17 protein-coding genes are annotated in these 19793 nt (G+C 58.7%); 11 read left to right on the top strand and 6 right to left on the bottom strand.

Annotated features, from left to right (window positions below):
• Position 1: 1 nt before the first annotated feature.
• The 4 genes from fba to tkt all read right to left on the bottom strand — a co-directional run bounded on the left by fba (position 2) and on the right by tkt (position 5498).
• Positions 2–1066, bottom strand: coding sequence for a class II fructose-bisphosphate aldolase (gene fba, locus FCS96_RS03990; RefSeq protein ID WP_138438921.1), 1065 nt, complete (start codon positions 1064–1066; stop codon positions 2–4).
• Between the two features lie 207 nt (positions 1067–1273).
• Entirely contained in the window at positions 1274–2437 is a 1164-nt protein-coding gene (locus FCS96_RS03985) for a phosphoglycerate kinase (RefSeq protein ID WP_138438920.1), read from the bottom strand.
• 29 nt (positions 2438–2466) lie between these two features.
• A complete protein-coding gene (locus FCS96_RS03980; RefSeq protein WP_138438919.1) occupies positions 2467–3498 on the bottom strand; it encodes a type I glyceraldehyde-3-phosphate dehydrogenase in 1032 nt (343 codons plus the stop codon).
• Positions 3498–5498, bottom strand: coding sequence for a transketolase (tkt, locus tag FCS96_RS03975; protein WP_138438918.1), 2001 nt, complete (start codon positions 5496–5498; stop codon positions 3498–3500). The genes FCS96_RS03980 and tkt overlap by 1 nt, the downstream gene beginning before the upstream one ends.
• A gap of 225 nt (positions 5499–5723) precedes the next feature.
• On the opposite strand from tkt, the gene FCS96_RS03970 reads away from it, so the two are divergent.
• From FCS96_RS03970 to FCS96_RS03940, 7 genes are all read left to right on the top strand, one after another.
• A complete protein-coding gene (locus tag FCS96_RS03970; RefSeq protein WP_138439639.1) occupies positions 5724–6719 on the top strand; it encodes an ArsR/SmtB family transcription factor in 996 nt (331 codons plus the stop codon).
• A 155-nt stretch (positions 6720–6874) separates the two neighbouring features.
• Positions 6875–8065: a methionine adenosyltransferase gene (gene metK, locus FCS96_RS03965; protein ID WP_138438917.1), complete on the top strand. Its 1191-nt coding sequence runs from the start codon at positions 6875–6877 to the stop codon at positions 8063–8065.
• Positions 8066–8130: 65 nt separating this feature from the next.
• On the top strand, positions 8131–9525 hold the full coding sequence (ahcY, locus tag FCS96_RS03960) for an adenosylhomocysteinase (RefSeq protein WP_138438916.1): 1395 nt from the start codon (positions 8131–8133) through the stop codon (positions 9523–9525).
• Positions 9526–9537: 12 nt separating this feature from the next.
• The gene (metF, locus tag FCS96_RS03955) at positions 9538–10407 is read left to right on the top strand and encodes a methylenetetrahydrofolate reductase [NAD(P)H] (RefSeq protein WP_138438915.1); all 870 of its coding nucleotides are present in this window, start codon (positions 9538–9540) and stop codon (positions 10405–10407) included.
• A gap of 244 nt (positions 10408–10651) precedes the next feature.
• A complete protein-coding gene (locus FCS96_RS03950; protein WP_138438914.1) occupies positions 10652–11410 on the top strand; it encodes a transporter substrate-binding domain-containing protein in 759 nt (252 codons plus the stop codon).
• 91 nt (positions 11411–11501) lie between these two features.
• Positions 11502–12173, top strand: coding sequence for an amino acid ABC transporter permease (locus FCS96_RS03945; RefSeq protein WP_138438913.1), 672 nt, complete (start codon positions 11502–11504; stop codon positions 12171–12173).
• A 13-nt stretch (positions 12174–12186) separates the two neighbouring features.
• On the top strand, positions 12187–12933 hold the full coding sequence (locus tag FCS96_RS03940) for an amino acid ABC transporter ATP-binding protein (protein ID WP_138438912.1): 747 nt from the start codon (positions 12187–12189) through the stop codon (positions 12931–12933).
• A 64-nt stretch (positions 12934–12997) separates the two neighbouring features.
• On the opposite strand, the gene FCS96_RS03935 is transcribed toward FCS96_RS03940, so the two are convergent.
• A complete protein-coding gene (locus FCS96_RS03935) occupies positions 12998–13495 on the bottom strand; it encodes a DUF2505 domain-containing protein (protein ID WP_138438911.1) in 498 nt (165 codons plus the stop codon).
• A 170-nt stretch (positions 13496–13665) separates the two neighbouring features.
• Between FCS96_RS03935 and FCS96_RS03930 the strand changes: the two genes are divergently transcribed.
• The 4 genes from FCS96_RS03930 (at position 13666) to FCS96_RS03915 (ending at position 18422) form a co-directional block, all read left to right on the top strand.
• Positions 13666–15015 carry an adenosylmethionine--8-amino-7-oxononanoate transaminase gene (locus FCS96_RS03930; protein WP_138438910.1) on the top strand — a complete coding sequence of 450 codons (1350 nt, stop codon included), beginning with the start codon at positions 13666–13668 and terminating at the stop codon, positions 15013–15015.
• 15 nt (positions 15016–15030) lie between these two features.
• Positions 15031–15771 carry a 16S rRNA (uracil(1498)-N(3))-methyltransferase gene (locus tag FCS96_RS03925; protein WP_138438909.1) on the top strand — a complete coding sequence of 247 codons (741 nt, stop codon included), beginning with the start codon at positions 15031–15033 and terminating at the stop codon, positions 15769–15771.
• A gap of 260 nt (positions 15772–16031) precedes the next feature.
• Positions 16032–17261 carry a DUF445 domain-containing protein gene (locus FCS96_RS03920; protein ID WP_138438908.1) on the top strand — a complete coding sequence of 410 codons (1230 nt, stop codon included), beginning with the start codon at positions 16032–16034 and terminating at the stop codon, positions 17259–17261.
• 111 nt (positions 17262–17372) lie between these two features.
• The gene (locus tag FCS96_RS03915) at positions 17373–18422 is read left to right on the top strand and encodes an HDOD domain-containing protein (RefSeq protein WP_138438907.1); all 1050 of its coding nucleotides are present in this window, start codon (positions 17373–17375) and stop codon (positions 18420–18422) included.
• On the opposite strand, the gene FCS96_RS03910 is transcribed toward FCS96_RS03915, so the two are convergent.
• The gene (locus FCS96_RS03910) at positions 18405–19766 is read right to left on the bottom strand and encodes a YihY/virulence factor BrkB family protein (RefSeq protein ID WP_138438906.1); all 1362 of its coding nucleotides are present in this window, start codon (positions 19764–19766) and stop codon (positions 18405–18407) included. The genes FCS96_RS03915 and FCS96_RS03910 overlap by 18 nt on opposite strands.
• Between the last annotated feature and the right edge of the window lie 27 nt (positions 19767–19793).

The raw sequence follows: 19793 nt of genomic DNA, 5'->3' as shown, positions 1-19793 counted from the left end.
CTTATCTGACCTTCGGGTCTAGCTCACCGGCTGCGTAACGCTCGAACATCTGCTCCAGGTTAAGCGCCTTGATCTTGCTGGCGTTACCGGCAGTGCCAAACGCTTCGTAACGATCGATGCACACGTCCGTCATCGCCTTCATGGTGGCTTTCAGGAATTTGCGCGGATCAAACTCGGCCGGGTTTTCGGCCAGGAAGCGGCGAGTCGCGCCAGTGCTGGCCAGACGCAGGTCGGTGTCGATGTTGACCTTGCGAACGCCATGTTTGATACCTTCCACGATTTCCTCAACCGGCACACCGTAGGTTTCCGGAATCTGACCACCGTATTCGTTGATGATCTTCAGCCACTCCTGGGGTACGGAGCTTGAGCCGTGCATGACCAGGTGGGTGTCCGGAATGCGGGCGTGAATGGCCTTGATCTGGTCGATGGCCAGGATGTCACCTGTCGGCGGACGGGTGAACTTGTAGGCGCCGTGGCTGGTGCCGATGGCGATGGCCAGGGCATCAACGTGGGTTTTCTTGACGAAGTCGGCGGCTTCTTCGGGATCGGTCAGCATCTGGCTGTGATCCAGGGTGCCCTCGGCACCGATGCCGTCTTCTTCACCGGCCTGACCGGTTTCCAGTGAGCCCAGGCAACCCAGCTCGCCTTCTACAGAAACGCCACAAGCGTGGGCCATTTCTACGGTGCGGCGGGTAACGTCGACGTTGTATTCATAGTCGGTCGGGGTCTTGCCATCTTCACCCAGGGAGCCGTCCATCATTACGGAGCTGAAGCCCAACTGGATGGAGCGCTGGCACACTGACGGGCTGGTGCCGTGATCCTGGTGCATAACCACCGGGATATGGGGAAATTCTTCAATGGCCGCGAGGATCAGGTGGCGCAGGAACGGCGCACCGGCGTATTTGCGGGCACCGGCAGACGCCTGAACTATGACCGGGGAATCGGTCTTGTCAGCCGCTTCCATGATGGCGCGCATCTGCTCAAGGTTGTTGACGTTAAAGGCTGGCACACCGTAACCATGCTCGGCGGCGTGGTCCAGAAGTTGCCGCATCGAAATCAGGGCCATGGGTTGTCTCCTTGGTTTAGACGTTTATGAATCAGTTGAATTCTTGGCAGACTTGGGAGTCTGCTGCGGAGGGTGGGGTAAGTTTCTCGCGGAACCGCTACGAGCACGTCCATGTGCGCTTCTCTTCGGCCATCCTTGGCCTTCGAGATTCCGCGAGAAACTTACCCCACCCTCCTTGCGATTCTTGCCTTTCGGTTTAACCGATAATTACTCGGCGCCGCGCTCTTCCAGTACAGCGACTGCCGGCAGAGTCTTGCCTTCCACGAACTCCAGAAAGGCACCGCCGCCGGTGGAAATGTAGGAAATCTTGTCAGCTATGCCGTATTTGTCAACGGCCGCCACGGTGTCGCCACCGCCCGCCAGTGAGAAGGCATCGCTGTGGGCAATGGCATTGGCCAGGGCCTTGGTGCCGTTACCGAACTGATCGAATTCGAAGACGCCAACCGGGCCATTCCAGAGGATGGTCTTGGCATCTTTCAGAACCTTGGCGAAGCGACCGGCAGTGACCGGGCCAACGTCGAGAATCATGTCATCCTCAGTGACATCTTCGATGTTCTTGGTGGTTGCGGTCGCGGTTTCGGCGAACTCGCTGGCAACCACAACATCAACCGGCAGCGGGATGTCGACCCGGGCGGCGATGTCTTTGGCGGTGTCGATCAGGTCATGCTCGCACAGGGACTTGCCAACTGGATGGCCGGCCGCAGCCAGGAAGGTGTTGGCGATACCGCCACCGACAATGATCTGGTCGCACACTTTCTCAAGGGCGTTCAGCACGTCCAGCTTGGTGGACACCTTGGAGCCGCCAACAATGGCGACAACCGGCTTGGCCGGTTTATCCAGAGCCTTCTCCAGGGCTTCGAGCTCGGCCGCCAGCAGCGGGCCGGCGCAGGCTTCCGGTGCGAATCGTGCAACACCGTGAGTAGACGCCTGGGCACGGTGGGCGGTGCCGAAGGCATCCATCACGTACACGTCGCACAGTGCAGCGTATTGCTTGGCCAGTGCTTCGTCGTCTTTCTTTTCGCCCTTGTTAAAGCGGACGTTCTCAAACAGCACCACTTCGCCATCGGCGACTTCAACACCGCTCAGGTAATCCTTGATCAGGCGAACCTCCTGACCGAGAACACCGGATAGGTGAGCAGCAACTGGTTTCATGGAGGAGGCTTCGTCATACACGCCTTCTTCCGGACGACCCAGGTGGGACATCAGCATGACCTTGGCACCCGTCTCCATGGCGGCCTTAATGGTGGGCAGTGACGCTCGGATACGGGCGTCGCTCGCCACCTGGCCGTTCTTTACCGGCACGTTCAGGTCTTCGCGAATCAGAACCCGTTTGCCGGCAAGGTTCAGGTCGGTCATTTTCTTAATAGCCATAGTGTTCGTCCCTTCAACAAAATTTCAGATTAAGAATGATGGGTTAACCAGCTCTTGCTGACGTCGAGCATCCGGTTCGCAAAACCCCACTCGTTATCGAACCAGCACAATACTTTCACCATGGTTCCGCCCGTGACCCGGGTCTGGCCGCCATCCACCACACCAGAATGGGCATCGTGGTTAAAGTCGGAGCTGGCCAGCAGTTCGTCGGTGTACCCCAGAATGCCCTTCAGCGAGCCGGCAGCTGCCTTTTTCAGCAGCTGATTGACGGCTGTCACGTCGGTGTCCTGGGCAACGTTCACCACCATATCAATGGCGGATACATTCAGGGTAGGGACTCGCATGGCTACAGAACTGAACCGACCGTGCATGTGCGGCAGCAATCGTTCTATGCCCCGGGCAAGTCCGGTATCGACTGGCACAATGTTGTGCAGGGCGCTACGGGTTCGGCGCAGGTCCTGGTGATGGTAAGCATCGATGACTGGCTGGTCGTTCATCGCAGCATGGATGGTTGTGGTGGTGCCATGTTCGACACCAAGGGCCGCATCCAGCACCTGGATAACAGGCACCAGGCAGTTGGTGGTGCAGGAGCCGGCAGCCACAATCCGGTCGGTTGCGGCAATCTGGTCTTCATTGATGCCGAAGACCACGGTGCGATCGACGTCTGATTCCGCCGGCTGCGAAAACAGCAGGCGCTTGGCGCCGGCATCCAGGTGACGCTCGGCCGTGGCCCGGTCGGAATAGGCACCGGAGCACTCAAGCACCAGATCGACATCGAGCAGATCCCACGGCAGCTCGGCCGGTTCCGCGTGACTGAGCACCCGGATGGGATCGCCGTTCACGATCAGGTCCTGGCCCTGCACCTCGATCTCGCCCCGAAACCGGCCATGGGTGGAATCATAGCGGGTCAGGTGGGCGATGGTGTCGATGTCCGAGAGTTCGTTGATCGCGACCACCCGCAGGTGATCGCGAAAACCGTTTTCATAAAGCGCACGCAACACGCACTGACCGATACGGCCGTACCCGTTGATGGCAATTCGAAACGGCGCAGACTTGGTCATCAGGCTTCCAGCAGTTCTGAGGCCACTTCCAGCACGTTGTCGACGGTGAAGCCAAACTCTTTGAACAGCTCACCGGCCGGCGCAGATTCGCCGAAGGTGGTCATGCCCACAACGCGTCCGTCCAGACCCACGTACTTGTACCAGTAGTCGGCAATGGATGCTTCGATGGCAACGCGGTTGGTGACATCCAGCGGCAGAACCTTCTGCTTGTACTCGGCGCTCTGGGCATCGAATACATCGGTAGACGGCATGGAAACCACACGGATGTTCTTGCCCTGCTCCCGCAGCTTGGCGGCGGCGTCCTGCGCCAGGCCTACTTCAGAGCCGGTGGCGATCAGGATCAGCTCGGGGGTGCCTTCGCTGTCAGACAGGATGTAACCGCCCTTGGCCACGTCGGCCAGCTGCTGGGCATCACGTGCCTGGGCCGGCAGACCCTGGCGCGAGAACACCATGGCGGTCGGGCCATCGTTGCGCTCGAGTGCCGCTTTCCAGGCTACCGCAGATTCAACGGTGTCGGCCGGGCGCCAGGTGCTCATGTTCGGAGTGGTGCGCAGGCTGGCCAGCTGCTCAACCGGCTGGTGCGTGGGGCCATCTTCGCCCAGACCGATGGAATCGTGGGTGAAGACAAAGATCGAACGCTGCTTCATCAGGGCCGCCATGCGCACGGCATTGCGGCAGTATTCCATGAAGATCAGGAAAGTGGCGCCGTAGGGCACAAAGCCACCGTGCAGGGCGATACCGTTCATGATGGCGGCCATGCCAAATTCACGTACACCGTAATAGATGTAGTTGCCGCTGGCGTCTTCTTTGGTCAGACCTTCAACGCCACTCCAGATGGTCAGGTTGGAACCGGCCAGGTCGGCGGAACCGCCCAGCAGTTCCGGCAGCAGCGGGCCGTAGGCGTTCAGGGTGTTCTGGGAGGCCTTGCGGCTGGCGATGGTCTCGCCCTTGTCTTGGCACTCCTGGATGTACGCCTGTGCTTTTTCTGAGAAATCAGCGGGCAGTTCGCCGGCCATGCGGCGCTTGAATTCAGCCGCCAGCTCTGGCTCAGCCTGCTCGTAAGCAGCAAACTTCTGCTCCCACTCGGACTGGGCAGCTGCGCCCTTCTCGCGTCCGTCCCAGGCCGCTGCGATTTCAGACGGGATTTCGAAAGCGCCGTGTTCCCAACCCAATTGCTCGCGGGTCAGGGCAATTTCGTCTTCGCCCAGCGGAGCGCCGTGGCAGCTTTCTTTACCCTGCTTGTTCGGAGAACCGAAACCGATCACGGTCTTGCAGCAGATCAGTGTCGGCTGCTCGGTGTTAGCGCGGCCAGCTTCGATGGCGGCGCGGATGGCATCGGAATCGTGGCCATCAACAGCCGGGATGACCTGCCAGCCATAAGACTCAAAACGCTGCGGGGTGTTGTCAGTGAACCAGCCGTCCACTTCACCGTCGATGGAGATGCCGTTGTCATCGTAGAACATGATCAACTTGCCAAGCCCCAGGGTGCCCGCCAGCGAGGAGACTTCGTGGGAGATGCCTTCCATCAGGCAGCCATCGCCCAGGAACGCATAGGTGTAATGATCGACGATGTCGTGGCCCTGACGGTTAAACTGCGCGGCCATCGCCTTTTCAGCAATCGCAAAACCAACGGCGTTGGCAATGCCCTGGCCCAGCGGACCGGTGGTGGTCTCAACACCTGGCGTATAACCGTACTCCGGGTGACCCGGGGTCTTGGAGTGCAGTTGACGGAAGTTCTTCAGGTCTTCGATGGAAACGTCATAACCGCTCAGGTGCAGCAGAGAGTACTGCAGCATGGAGCCGTGACCGTTGGACAGCACGAAGCGGTCTCGGTTGGCCCACTGAGGGTTGGCCGGGTTGTGGCTCAGGTAATCGTTCCACAGCACCTCGGCGATATCCGCCATACCCATGGGCGCACCCGGGTGGCCGGACTTGGCTTTCTGAACCGCATCCATGCTCAGCGCGCGAATGGCGTTGGCGAGATCTTTACGAGACGGCATTGACGTTTCTCCAGTGTTTTTCGGGAAAGAATTCGAACTGCTCAAAAAAGAGGCGCGTATTTTCGCCGATTACTGTGTGCCGGGGCAAATCGGCATACCCCTATTGTTGAAAACTACCGCTGTGGATTCCCGAAACGGGCTGATTTTCAAGAATGATAAATCTATATCAAAATTTTTTGATATGGCTATTGAATGACCACTCGAAGCCGCCTACACTTCCCAACCATGACATCCCTGACCACGCACGCGAATGAAAAGTCCTCTGTGGACGCCCTGGCCCCGATCTTCAAAGCAAGCGGGGATCCTTTGCGCCTGGAGATTCTGCGCGTGCTGCGCCGGGACACCTTTGGCGTACTGGAGCTGAGCCAACTGTTCGACATGCGCCAGTCCGGCATGAGCCACCATTTAAAGGTGATGCACAAGGCCGGCCTGCTAGAGCCCCAGCGCGAGGGCAACGCCATCTTTTACCGCCGCCCCTTGCACCTGGATAGCGACAAACTGACGGATCAGACCATCCGCCAGATCTTTGAAACCGTCGACAAGGTGCCTTTGCCGTCACACCTTCAGGCGAAGATTGATGCCATCCGGACCCAGCGGGCTGACCAGTCCCAGGTATTTTTTGCCCGACATTCCGACCAGTTCCGCGAGCAGCAGGAACTGATTGCGGCCTTCGACCTTTACGCCAATCCGGTGACGGAGCTGCTGCGTAAGCGTGCGGTTCGGCAACCGTGGCAGACCACCCTGGAGATTGGCCCGGGTGAAGGTGCGTTCCTGAAAGTGCTGTCGGAGCTGTCCGGTCATGTCGTCGCCCTGGACAACAGCCGGGACATGCTGGCCAAGGCCACCCGCACCTGCATCGATCAGCGGCTGAACAATGTTGACCTGATTGAGGGCGTCACCGACACCCTGCTGGCCCGGGGCGATGCCTTTGATCTGGTGGTTGCCAACATGGTGCTGCACCACGTGCCCAGCCCGGCCGACATCTTCCTGGACGCGGCCGCACTGATGAATAACAGCGGCTGCTTCGTGATCAGCGAACTGTGCAGCCACGATCAGGACTGGGCCAAGGAAAACTGCGGTGATCTCTGGCTCGGTTTTGAGCCGGAAGAGCTGACCGCCTGGGCTGCAGAGGCAGGACTAAAAGCGGGCGAGCAACTGTTCATCGGCCTGCGGAACGGATTTCAGGTGCAGGTCCGGGAATTCTGGAAGACCACGGATTAGCCGTAATCCGAGCCCGCATCAGCGAATATCAAAAAACTTTGATATTGGCGTACGTAGTAGTACGTACACCAAGCAAAATCAACAACACGACCGCCGGTATCGGTCCCGCGACAGACACCGGCACGATTATGAATCGCTCACAAAGGAGCAACCTTATGTCTGATTACAGCATCTTCACTTCCGAGTCGGTCTCCGAAGGCCATCCGGACAAACTGGCCGACCAGATCTCCGATGCGGTACTGGATGCCATCCTGACCGAAGATCCCCACGCCCGCGTCGCCTGCGAAACCATGGTCAAAACGGGCGTGGCCATCGTGGGGGGTGAAATCAGCACCAGCGCGTGGGTCGACCTGGAAGACCTGGTGCGTGGCGTCATCAAGGACATTGGTTACACCTCCTCCGACGTGGGCTACGACGGCGACACCTGTGGCGTCATCAACATCATCGGCAAGCAGTCCGTGGACATCGCCCAGGGCGTTGACCGCCAGAAGCCTGAAGATCAGGGCGCGGGTGACCAGGGCCTGATGTTCGGCTACGCCAGCAACGAAACCAGCGTGCTGATGCCGGCACCGATTACCTTTGCCCACCGTCTGGTGGAACGCCAGGCCGAGGCCCGTAAGAGCGGCCTGCTGCCGTGGCTGCGCCCGGACGCCAAGAGCCAGGTTACCTGCCGCTATGAAAATGGCCGGGTAGCCGGTATTGATGCCGTGGTTCTGTCCACCCAGCACGACGAAGACGTCAGCCAGGCGGACCTGAAAGAAGCGGTGATGGAGCTGGTGGTCAAGCACACCCTGCCCGCCGAACTGCTGCACAAGGATACCCAGTTCCACATTAACCCGACCGGCAAGTTCGTGATTGGTGGCCCGGTAGGCGACTGCGGCCTGACTGGACGCAAGATTATTGTCGACACCTACGGCGGCATGGCTCGTCACGGTGGCGGCGCATTCTCGGGCAAGGATCCGTCCAAAGTTGACCGTTCCGCGGCCTACGCTGGCCGCTACGTCGCCAAGAACATTGTGGCCGCCGGCCTGGCCGACAAGTGTGAGATCCAGGTGTCCTACGCCATCGGCGTGGCGCAGCCTACCTCTATCTCTCTGAACACCTTTGGCACCGGCAAGATCAGCGACGACAAGATCATCCAGCTGGTGCGCGAGCTCTTCGATCTTCGCCCTTACGCGATCACCAACATGCTTGATCTGCTGCACCCGATGTACCGCGCCACCGCGGCCTATGGCCACTTTGGTCGCGAGCCGTACGAGATGACCGTGGGCGGCAAGACCTTTACCGCGTTCCCGTGGGAGAAAACCGACCGCGCGGCTGCACTGAAAGACGCCGCTGGTATCTAAACCAATTTCGGGCGTATGTCAGACGGCATACGCCCAAGTTAAGACATGACTGACAGGAGAACACCATGAGCACTCCCGCAGAACAGCTTAAGAATTTTGACGATTACAAAGTCCGTGATATTTCCCTGGCCGACTGGGGTCGCAAGGAAATCAAGATCGCCGAAGGCGAAATGCCGGCCCTGATCGCCCTGCGCGAGAAGTACAAGACCGAGCAGCCGCTTAAAGGCGCCAACATCATGGGCTGCATCCACATGACCATCCAGACTGCCGTGCTGATCGAAACACTGATTGAGCTGGGCGCGGATGTCCGCTGGTCCTCCTGCAACATCTTCTCCACCCAGGACCAGGCCGCCGCAGCCATCGCCGCGCAGGGTATTCCGGTCTTTGCCTGGAAAGGCGAAACCGATGAAGAATACGACTGGTGCCTTGAGCGCACTGTTGGTGCCGACGTGGATGGCTGGCAGCCGAACATGATCCTGGATGACGGCGGCGACCTGACGGCCCTGCTGCACGAGAAGTACCCGGAAATCCTGGCCAACTGCCACGGCGTTACCGAAGAAACCACCACCGGTGTGCACCGTCTGCAGGAAATGCTGCGCGACGGCACCCTGAAAGTACCGGCCATCAACGTGAACGATGCCGTTACCAAGGCCAAGAACGACAACAAGTACGGTTGTCGTCACAGCCTGAACGACGCCATCAAGCGCGGCACCGACCACCTGATGGCCGGCAAGAAAGCGCTGGTGATTGGCTACGGTGACGTGGGCAAGGGCTCCGCCGCTTCCCTGCGTCAGGAAGGCATGATCGTGAAGGTCACCGAAGCGGATCCGATCTGTGCCATGCAGGCTTGCATGGACGGCTTCGAGCTGGTCTCGCCGTACATCAACGGCGTAAACACCGGCACCGAAGCCGGCGTTAACCGCGATCTGCTGCAGAACACCGACCTACTGGTCACCACCACCGGCAACATGAACGTGTGCGATTCGCACATGCTCAAGGCTCTGAAGTCTGGCGCTGTGGTGTGCAACATCGGTCACTTCGATAACGAGATCGATACCGCCTTTATGCGCAAGAACTGGGAATGGGACGAAGTGAAGCCGCAGGTGCACGTGGTGTATCGCGATAAAGCCGCCAACGATCACCTGATTCTGCTGTCTGAAGGTCGTCTGGTGAACCTGGGTAACGCCACCGGCCATCCGTCACGGATCATGGACGGCTCCTTCGCCAACCAGGTCCTGGCGCAGATGCACCTGTTCGAGCGCAAGTTTGCTGACTTGCCGGAAGATGCCCGTGAAAAGGGCGTGTATGTGCAGGTTCTGCCCAAGCACCTGGACGAAGAAGTGGCCCGTGCCATGGTCGAAGGTTTTGGTGGCGTGATCACCAAGATGACCCCGGAGCAGGCCAAATACATCGGTGTACCGGTCGAAGGCCCGTACAAGCCAGAAAGCTACAAGTACTGATCGGACGGCAGCATGGAAAGTCAGAAACAGTTCAAGCGTCGCTTCAGTTTCGAGTTCTTCCCGCCCAAGACTGACCAGGGCAAGGAAAAACTCCAGACTGTGCGTAACAAGCTGGCCGAGGTAGACCCGGATTTCTTCTCGGTCACCTTCGGTGCCGGCGGTTCCACCCGGGACCGCACCATTGAGACCGTGCTTAACCTGCACAGGCAGGGCATATCCACCGCCCCCCACCTTTCCTGCGTTGGGGGCACTCGCCAGGAAATCGGCGAGCTGCTGGATGTGTACAAGGAAAACGGCATCAACCGCATTGTTGCCCTCCGGGGTGACATGCCCTCGGGCATGGGTGCGGCCGGTGAGATGCGCTACGCCAATGAACTGGTGGAGTTTATCCGCGAGCACAGCGGCGACACCTTCAACCTGGAGGTGGCCGCCTACCCGGAGTTTCATCCTCAGGCCCGCAGTGCCGAAGATGACCTGCAGAACTTTGCCCGCAAGGTGAAGGCCGGCGCCAACAGCGCCATCACGCAGTATTTCTTCAATGCGGACAGTTACTTCTACTTTATCGACCGTCTGGAGAAGATGGACGTCACCATTCCGGTGGTGCCGGGCATCATGCCCATCATCAACTTCTCCAACCTGGTACGGTTCTCAGACATGTGCGGTGCTGAAATCCCGCGCTGGATCCGCAAGCAGCTCGAAGCTTACGGCGATGACAGCGACAGCATCCGCAAGTTTGGCGAAGAAGTGGTCACTGACATGTGTGAGAAGCTGCTCAAGGCCGGCGCGCCGGGGCTGCATTTTTACACCCTGAACCAGGCCGAGCCCAGCCTCAGCATCTGGAAAAACCTCGGGGTCAGCGAGCGGGAAAAAATCTCCTTCTGAATTCCAGTTAGCGGTCGGGGTACCTGCCCTGACCGCTTCTTACTACCCTACAAACTATCTACAGACTATTGCCAACTCACCCCCTATCCTCCAAGCATTTGATTTCCTGAAATTCCTTTGGCGATAAGCTAAGGTGTACAGGATGCAGTTCCCAAATTGCTCCCCGTCAACCACGGCCATCAGCCGTGGCGTCCGGCTCGCCCACCAGGCGAAAGGAGCACTAATAAAAGCGAAAGGAGAAAGCATGAGCACTAAATGGCTGAAAACGATTAGCGCTAGCCTGGCACTCACCGTTGCCGCTGGGACCGCCAGCGCAGAGACCCTGCGCGTAGTGACCGACCCCAGCTTCGTCCCGTTCGAGATGATGGATCAGAAAACCGGCGAGATGATCGGTTTCGATATGGAAATTATCCGCGAGGTGGGCAAGCGTGCCGGCTTTGAAATCGATCTGAACACCATGGATTTCAACGGCATCATCCCCGCACTGCAAACCGGCAACGTTGATATTGCCATCGCCGGCATCACCATCACCGAAGAGCGCGAGCAGATCGTCGATTTCTCTGACCCGTACTACGACTCCGGTCTGCGCATCCTGGTCCGCGAAGGTGAAGAAGGCATCAAGGCCCTGGAAGACCTGGAAGGCAAGAAGATCGGTACCAAGATCGGCTCCACCAGCTATGACTACCTGATGAAAAACATTGAGCAGGACGACGGCGTAACGCCCTATCCCGGCAGCTCCGACATGTACATGGCGCTGATGTCCCGTGCCATTGACGTCGTGTTCTACGACGCGCCGAACGTCGGTTACTTTGCTCGCACCAAGGGTGAAGGCAAAGTGAAAACGGTTGGCCAGCTGTACGAAGGCCAGCAATACGGTATCGCGCTCAAAGACGGTAGCGAGTGGGTGGACGAAGTGAACGCCGCTCTGGCTTCCATGAAGGAAGACGGCACCTACAAGACCATTTACGAAAAATGGTTCGGCCCGATGCCGGAAGGCATGTAAGGGCAACCGGACCTACACGGTTCGATTCCCTGAGCCGGGGTGCCCCCACCCCGGCTGTTCCTGACTGTCACCCCCTGCGGAGATTCTCACTGTGGAATTTCAGTTTCAGTTCGACTGGCAAGCTGCCATCGACTCCATCCCTTTTCTTCTTGAGGGTATACCCTACACCCTGTTGATCTCGTTTGGCGGCCTGCTGATTGGTTTTGCCCTGGGCATCTTTTTTGGCCTGCTGAGCATCAACAAAAAATGGTTCCTGCGCTGGCCGGCCACGGCCTACATCGAAATTTTCCGTGGCACGCCGATTCTGGTGCAGGTGCTGTTCATCTTCTACGGCCTGCCCGATCTGATCGGCGGCCCGATCGACCCCCTGACTGCCGGTATCGCAGCAATTGCCCTGAACTCCGGCGCCTACATTTCGGAAGTGGTTCGCGGTGGCGTGCAGTCCATCGATAAGGGCCAGACCGAAGCCGGCCTGTCACTGGGCCTGTCCCGTACCCAGACCTTCTGGTCTATCGTTTGGCCCCAGGCCTTCCGCCGCATGATTCCGCCACTGGGCAACCAGGCCATCGTCAGCATCAAGGACACCTCACTGTTCTCAGTCATTGGTGTCGGCGAGCTAGTACGCCAGGGCCAGATCTACATTGCCAATACCTTCACGGCGTTTGAGGTGTATTTCGTGGTCGCGATCATGTATCTCGCCATTACCCTGTCGCTATCCCTGATCCTGCGCCTTGTTGAGCGGCGTGGACTGGCCTCTGTCTGAAGGAACGCTGATCATGACTGATATCGTACAAATGAAGGGCATGAACAAGTACTTCGGCAGTCTGCATGTCCTGAAAGACATCGACCTGACCGTTGCCAAAGGTGAAGTGGTGGTGATCATCGGGGCCAGCGGCTCGGGTAAGTCCACCCTGATCCGCTGCGTTAATGGGCTGGAAGAGTTTGAATCCGGTCACCTGACGGTGGACGGGCATCCGCTTGCACCCAAGAGCGGCAACCCGAAATCCCTGGCCGAAATCCGCAAGGAAGTCGGCATGGTGTTCCAGCAGTTCAACCTGTTCCCGCACCTGACGGTGAAAAGGAACATCATGCTGGCCCCGAAAAAGGTCAAGGACACCTCCGAGACTGTGGCGGCCGCCACCGCCGAGCGACTGCTGAACCGCGTCGGCATTGGCAACCAGGCCGACAAGTATCCGAGCCAGCTATCAGGTGGCCAGCAACAGCGCGTGGCCATCGCCCGCGCCCTGGCCATGGAACCGCGGCTGATGCTGTTCGATGAGCCCACCTCGGCACTGGACCCGGAAATGATCGGTGAAGTGCTGGACGTTATGCGTGAACTGGCCAAAGAGGGCATGACCATGATGGTGGTTACCCACGAAATGGGTTTTGCCCGGGAAGTGGCCGACCGCGTGATCTACATTCACGAAGGCCAGATCGTGGAACAGGGCAAGCCGGACGATGTGTTCGACACCCCCCAGAACGAACGCACCCAGGCATTCCTGTCGCGGGTACTGGCGCACTGACGCCAGCGTTCAACGCTCGCAGAAAAGCCCCGCCTCATTGGTGGGGCTTTTTTATGGGCACCGTTCAATCCTGTTGCAGCAGCCGGCGCGTGGCCTGGTACTCTTCCTCAATCTTGATGCGGGAATCCTCGGCCAGGAATTTGGCAATTTTCTTACCGACCAGCGGCAGATCACTTCGCACCTTCAGGCTGACCTGATTAGTGCAGGTCTTGCTGTCACCCTTCAGCCTCATCATGCCTCGGATCTTCGCCGGCACACCGTCGATACGCACCCGGAACTCGCAGTGCCACTCGTCTTCGTTCTTGCGGAACCAGTGCTCGTCCTGGCTAACCTGGTTCCATTCCCGATGAAAACTGGCCAGTATCGCCGGTACGTCGGTGGAACTGGTGACCTCCCGTTCGATGACAATCCTGGCCGAGGCCTCATCCAAAACCAGCTCCCGGACATTGACGTTGCGGGACCCTTCCCGAGTGTTTTTCTCGAGTACCCGGTCTCGGCTGAAAAACGTGCCCAGCACGTCATTCACTCCCGACTCGTATGGGTGTGTCAGCTCAATCTCCATCACGACCTCCTATTAAGATTTACCGGATTGTCCAGTGCCACCGGAACGCCCGCATTGGCCGGCAGGTCGGAGGCCTCTGGCAAGGTGGTCAGGCGGCGCCGTTAACTGTAATATTCGCCAAGGTTAACAGCCGATCTACCCGAACCCGACAGTCTGACCGGAGATACACCATGCGCAACGCCGATCTCGTCGCCCGCGGCCTCAAATCCGTGTGGCACCCCTGCACCCAGATGAAAGACCATGAAACCCTGCCGTTGGTCCCCATCAAACGGGGCGAAGGCGTCTGGCTGGAAGATTTTGAGAACAACCGCTACATCGACGCGGTCAGCTCCTGGTGGGTCAACCTGTTCGGCCACGCCAACCCGCGAATCAACGCTGCCATTCAGGAACAGATCGGCCAACTGGAGCACGTGATCCTGGCAGGCTTCACCCACGAGCCGGTGGTGAATCTTTCGGAGCGACTCATTGAAGTGACCCCGGAAGGCCTGAACAAGTGCTTCTACGCCGACAACGGCTCGTCTGCCATTGAAGCAGCCCTGAAAATGAGTTTTCATTACTGGAAGAATCAGGGCAAACCGGGCAAGAAAAACTTCGTCAACCTGAGCAATAGCTACCATGGCGAAACCCTGGGCGCCTTGGCGCTGGGCGACGTAGCCCTGTACAAGGACACCTACCAGCCGCTGCTGATGGAAGTGCTGACCGCACCCTCACCGGATGCCTTCAACAAGGAAGCCGGCGAGACCGACGAAGCCTATGCCCTGCGCCAGTTTGAAGCCATGGACAAGCTGCTGGCCGAAAAACACAACGAAATCTGCGCCGTGGTCGTCGAGCCGCTGATCCAGTGCGCCGGCGGCATGCGCATGCACCACCCGATCTACCACACCAAACTGCGTGAAGCCTGTGACCGCTACGGTGTGCACCTAATTGCTGATGAAATCGCGGTAGGCTTTGGCCGCACCGGCACCCTGTTCGCCTGCGAGCAATCCGGCATCACCCCGGATTTCATGTGCCTGTCGAAAGGCCTGACCGCGGGCTACCTGCCGCTGTCCGTGGTACTGACCACCGATGACGTCTACAACGCCTTCTACGACGACTACGAAACCCTGAAAGCCTTCCTGCATTCGCACAGTTACACCGGCAACCCGATCGGCTGTGCCGTGGCACTGGCCACCCTGGATATCTTCCGCGATGACAACGTGATTGAACAAAACCGCCGACTCTCCGCCTGCATGGCCGAGTCGGTGGCGCACCTGGCCGACCACCCTAACGTGGGCGACATCCGCCAGCACGGCATGACCCTGGCTGTGGAAATGGTCAAGGACAAAGCCTCGAAAACCCCTTTCCCCTGGCAGGAACGACGCGGCGTGCGGGTATACCAGCATTCACTGACACGCGAAGCCTTGCTTCGCCCCCTGGGTAATGTGGTTTACTTCATGCCGCCTTACGTCATCACCGAAGACCAGATTCGCCATCTGGCCCAGGTCGCGACCGAAGGCATCGATATCGCCGTTAGGGACTGACCAGGAAAGACAGGCATGCGCATCCCCAGAATCTTTACCGACTCGCCACTCAGTGAAGGCGGGACAACCGAGCTGGACGACAACGCCGCCCAGCACGTCGGACGGGTGCTGCGCATGCAGCCAGGCCAGGAATTGCGCCTGTTCAACGGCGACGGCCAAGACTACCCGGCCACCATTACAACCGCTGGCAAAAAACAGGTGGAAGTACGGGTGGGCACCCCGGAACCCAACGCCACCGAATCTCCCCTGGAAATCGTACTGGGCCAGACCCTCTCCAAGGGCGACCGCATGGATTACGCGGTGCAGAAAGCCGTGGAAATGGGGGTCACCCGCATCGTGCCCCTGACCACCGAACGCTGTGAGGTAAAACTCAAAGGCGACCGGGAAGACAAACGCCTGCGCCACTGGCAATCGGTGGCCGTCAGCGCGGCGGAGCAATGCGGCCGGGCCCGGGTTCCCGACATCCTGCCGGTAATGACGATTCAGCAGTGGCTGGAACACAGCCGCGACTGCGACGCCCGGCTGGTTTTGCACCACCGCACCGAACAATCCCTGAGCGCCATGACCAAGCCCGGCCGAGTTGCCCTGATGATCGGCCCGGAAGGCGGCCTGTCAGCAGATGAAATCACCCTCGCCGAGCAAGACGGTTTCCTGCCCGTCGCTCTCGGCCCCCGGGTTTTACGCACCGAAACCGCCCCCGTTGCGGCCATGGCCCTGTGCCAGTGGTTGTGGGGCGATGTCGGAAGCAAAGTCTGACGACTCTTCACAACCCCACTGCCCGCCACCTTTCGGCAGCCAAGTCATTGACAGTACTCACTGCGAACAACATTATCGCTGACTGGCGAGGGTAGCACTCACGCCTGGACGACCCTCTGCAGAGCTATTTCCAAAACTGTGCGGAGCCATGGATGGCGGAGCTCAAGCGCCACATGGACGTGCTTGAGCGGGTTTTGGAAATAGCTCTGCAGAGGGTTGTTTGCTCAATGGCAACAACCACGAACAACAGCGAGTAGCGGATGACAAGCTTGTTCACCACCCCTGAATTCTGGCAATACCTCAGCATTCCCATCATCGCGGCGCTAATTGGCTGGACTACCAACTGGCTCGCCATCAAGATGACCTTCTTCCCGCTGGAATTCATCGGCAAGCCGCCACTACTGGGCTGGCAAGGCATAATCCCCTCAAAAGCCCGAAAAATGGCCGCCATCAGTGTCGATGCCACCATCTCCAAGATCGGCACCGTTAACGAAATTTTTCAGCAGATTGACCCGAAAGTCCTCGCCACCCACATCGTTCATTCGGTAGACAGCCGCATCGAAGAATATGTGGACGAGATGATGTTGCGGGAATACCCAACCTTCTGGGAAAACCTGCCGGCCTCGGCCCGCAACATGGTGTACGACCGAGTGCGGAAATCGACACCCCAACTGGTCGACAATCTCGTTGAGGATATCTCGGCGAACATCGAAGACCTGCTCGACATCAAAGGCATGGTCATTGAGCGACTGGCCAGCGACAAAAAGCTATTGAACCGGATCTTCCTGGAATGTGGTGAAGTCGAGTTCCGCTTCATCATCAACTCCGGCCTCTACTTCGGTTTCCTGTTCGGCCTGATCCAAATGACCGTCTGGTACTTCTACCAGAGCTGGTGGGTACTGCCGTTCTTCGGCCTTTTGGTAGGCTGGGCCACCAACTGGATTGCCCTGAACGTCATTTTCCGCCCACTGCAGCCAAAGAAAGTGGGCCCATTCCGGCTACAGGGACTCTTCCTCAAACGCCAGCCGGCGGTAGCTGAATCCTTCTGTCATATCGTCACCCACGAAATCCTGACCGTCGGTAACATTATTAACGCCATACTGAACGGCCCCAAGGGTGACCGCGCCCGCAACATGGTAAAAAAACACATCAAGCCACTGGTGGATGAAACTGCCGGCATGGGCAAGGCGCTGACCCAGGTGGCCTTTGGACCCACCGGCTTCGCCACCCTGAAGAAACAGGTTGGGGAAAAGGCCATTGAGATCTCCCAGACCTCTTTCGACAACCCGGTATTCGAGCAGGACCGGGCCCGGGCGGTCGAATCGATCATGGTCGAGCGGATGATCGCCCTGTCCTCAGAAGAGTTCCAGGACCTGCTCAGGCCCTGCTTCCAGGAAGACGAAATCAAACTGATCCTTGTCGGCGCCTTTCTCGGTATGGCTGCGGGCTTTTGCCAGCTGGTTTTCGTATTCGGCCAGACCGCTTTTTAGGACGGCGCCCGGTTCATACTGGCGATCTACTGTGGCAACCCTCTGATCGCCGACTATACTGCCTGTGAAAGGGTACGTAACTTTTAAGACCGATTGGCTCGGAGGCAATGGATGCCAGGCTTTCTTTCCTGGATTTCGAGTTTATTCTCATCGCCACAACCGCTAACACCGGTGTTACCGGAAGCGCGACTGATCAACCCAGCCAAAGAGCAAAGCAACGACGACAATCTTGAGAACGGGTTAGAACTGACCCGCAAGTTGGAGGAGCATCTGTTTTGCTGGCTGCTGGATGCCAAGCCCTCTGCACTGATCGGAGAGTCTTGGCATGCCTCGGAGATTCTGGGTGAACTGGAGCATCGCCTGAGTGAAGACCAGTTAGATGAGCTGCCCCGGCAACCGCTAAGCCTCCCGATGCTGCTAAGAGCCCTGGCCGATGAGTCCACCGCCCGTCAGCATGTGACCGAGATCATCCTCAGGGATCCGGGCCTGACCGATCAGTTACTGCAGGTGGCCAACAGTCCCTTTTTCCGCCACGGCGACAAGATCATCGAGTCGATCGACCAGGCGGTCTTCCTGCTCGGTATCGACGGTATTCGAAATGTGGTGTCTGCGGCTGTGATGCGACCCATGATGGCAGCGCGCAACAGTGTTGAAGCACTGTTTGCCAAGCGAGTCTGGCGCTGGGGCCTTTCCTGTGCACGCGCCTCCGAGCAGATCGCCAAGTTCCATAACGCCGACACCAGTGCCCACTTCATGGCGGGGCTTCTGCCGGCGCTCGCCTACATCACCCTGTTCCGGGAGCTGCAGCGAATCTGCCGTGCGCAACAAAACACCGCCCCGCCCCCCGCGCTGATCCGGCAGGCCATGACGCGCTACCAGTGGTCCACCAGCCAGCTACTGGCCAAGGCCTGGAACCTTCCGCCACGGTTCAGCGCGCTGTTGCTGGCGGCTGAACGGCCAGCCCCAAGACAGGACCACACGCCGTTAAATGATGGCATCATCATCGGCACCCGAGAGGTACTTCGCCACGCCAACCAGCGCAATCTGGCTGAGGACGACCTGCCCAACGTAGTACAACTGAGCCCGCAGCAAATCAAACTGGTACGGGAATCGCTGCTGGCGATGCTGCGTGATGAGGGACGCTCACCCGCCCGACTGTGACACCGGATCCTGCTCCACATCTGTCATGGTTTGCTGAATCGTCTTGCCAGTTTTCAGCAGATCGGAGAAGGGCGTGGTCAATCGCTCTTCCTCGCCATGCAGCAGGTCAAAAGGAAGATCAAGCGGCAACCTGTCCACCACCCGATCCTCGTCGCGACGGACCACCCTGAGCACGTCGGCAATGGAAATGCCATCCAGCGACCGGCCAGGAACCAGCTGATCACCCTGGCGCCCCGCTAATGACAACAACCCAGCGCGAATCAGCTTGTCACTCACGCCCCGTGTCACTTCACCAGGCACACTCAAGCGATGCTCCAACACTTCCTGCTGGGGCGCAGGTTCGCCATCAGCGAAGGGCTTCGCCACCATCCACATCAACGCCAACGCCACCTTCTCCTGTAATTCCGGCGCCAATTGAACCTGCCGACGCTTGGCGACCGAGCCTGGGTTCTGCAGATAAAACGCCAGACTGGCGCCCAACAACAGGATCATCCAGTTAAGGTAAGTCCAGATCAGCAGGATGATGCCGATGGCGAAGCTGGAGTAGATGGCCGCGTACTTGGCAGAACCGGCCACAAATGACGCGAACAGCATACCCGCCGCCTGCCATGATACCCCTGCAACCAGGCCGCCAACAAAAGCGTAGCGAAGCTTCACGCGGGTGTTCGGCATGAAGATGTAGACAAAGGTGAAGGCACCGACCACCAGGAAGAACGGGGTAAACCGGCTGACGACCAGGATCAGTGAGCCGAAAGGTTCAATCTCGATCAGAGTCTGAACAAAGGTAGAGGAGAAAATGGTGGCACTGACACCGATGGCGGACACCATCAGCAAAGGCCCCACCATGATGACACTGAGGTAGTTACTGAACCTCTGCGCCATCGAGCGCATGTCGGGCACCCGCCAGATCATGTTGAACGAACGCTCGATCTTCTGCAGCAGCGAGACCACTGTGTAGACCAGCAACGCCAGACCCACGGAACCAAGGACTCCAACTTTCATGTTGTCCACAAAGCCCAGAATTTTCTCCGCCAATTCGATTCCCTGCGGCCCCATGGGCTGGAAAAACTGGAACAGGAAGGGCTCCATGCGTTGGTGAACACCCAGTGCCTTCAACACCGAGAAACTCAGCGCCAGCAGCGGCACGATACTGAGCAGCGTGGTGTACACCAAACTCATGGCATGCAGGGTCAGTTGGCCACTGATGACATCCCGGGCCAGCGCATAGACCGAACGGCCTGCCTTATACAGCCAGGTCCAGGGCCAGCTACGCGGTGGGTTGGGGTTAGCAAGAATCCAGTCTTCTGCCGCCTGAAGCCGTTCTCTAAATTGGAAAGAAGCCACTCAATGTCCTGCAATGAAAAGTTTTGT

It is taken from the genome of Marinobacter alexandrii, assembly GCF_005871205.1.
GTDB classification, from domain to species: domain Bacteria; phylum Pseudomonadota; class Gammaproteobacteria; order Pseudomonadales; family Oleiphilaceae; genus Marinobacter; species Marinobacter alexandrii.
Note: the sequence above shows the minus strand (reverse complement) of the source record. Positions and strands in the feature narration are given on the sequence as shown.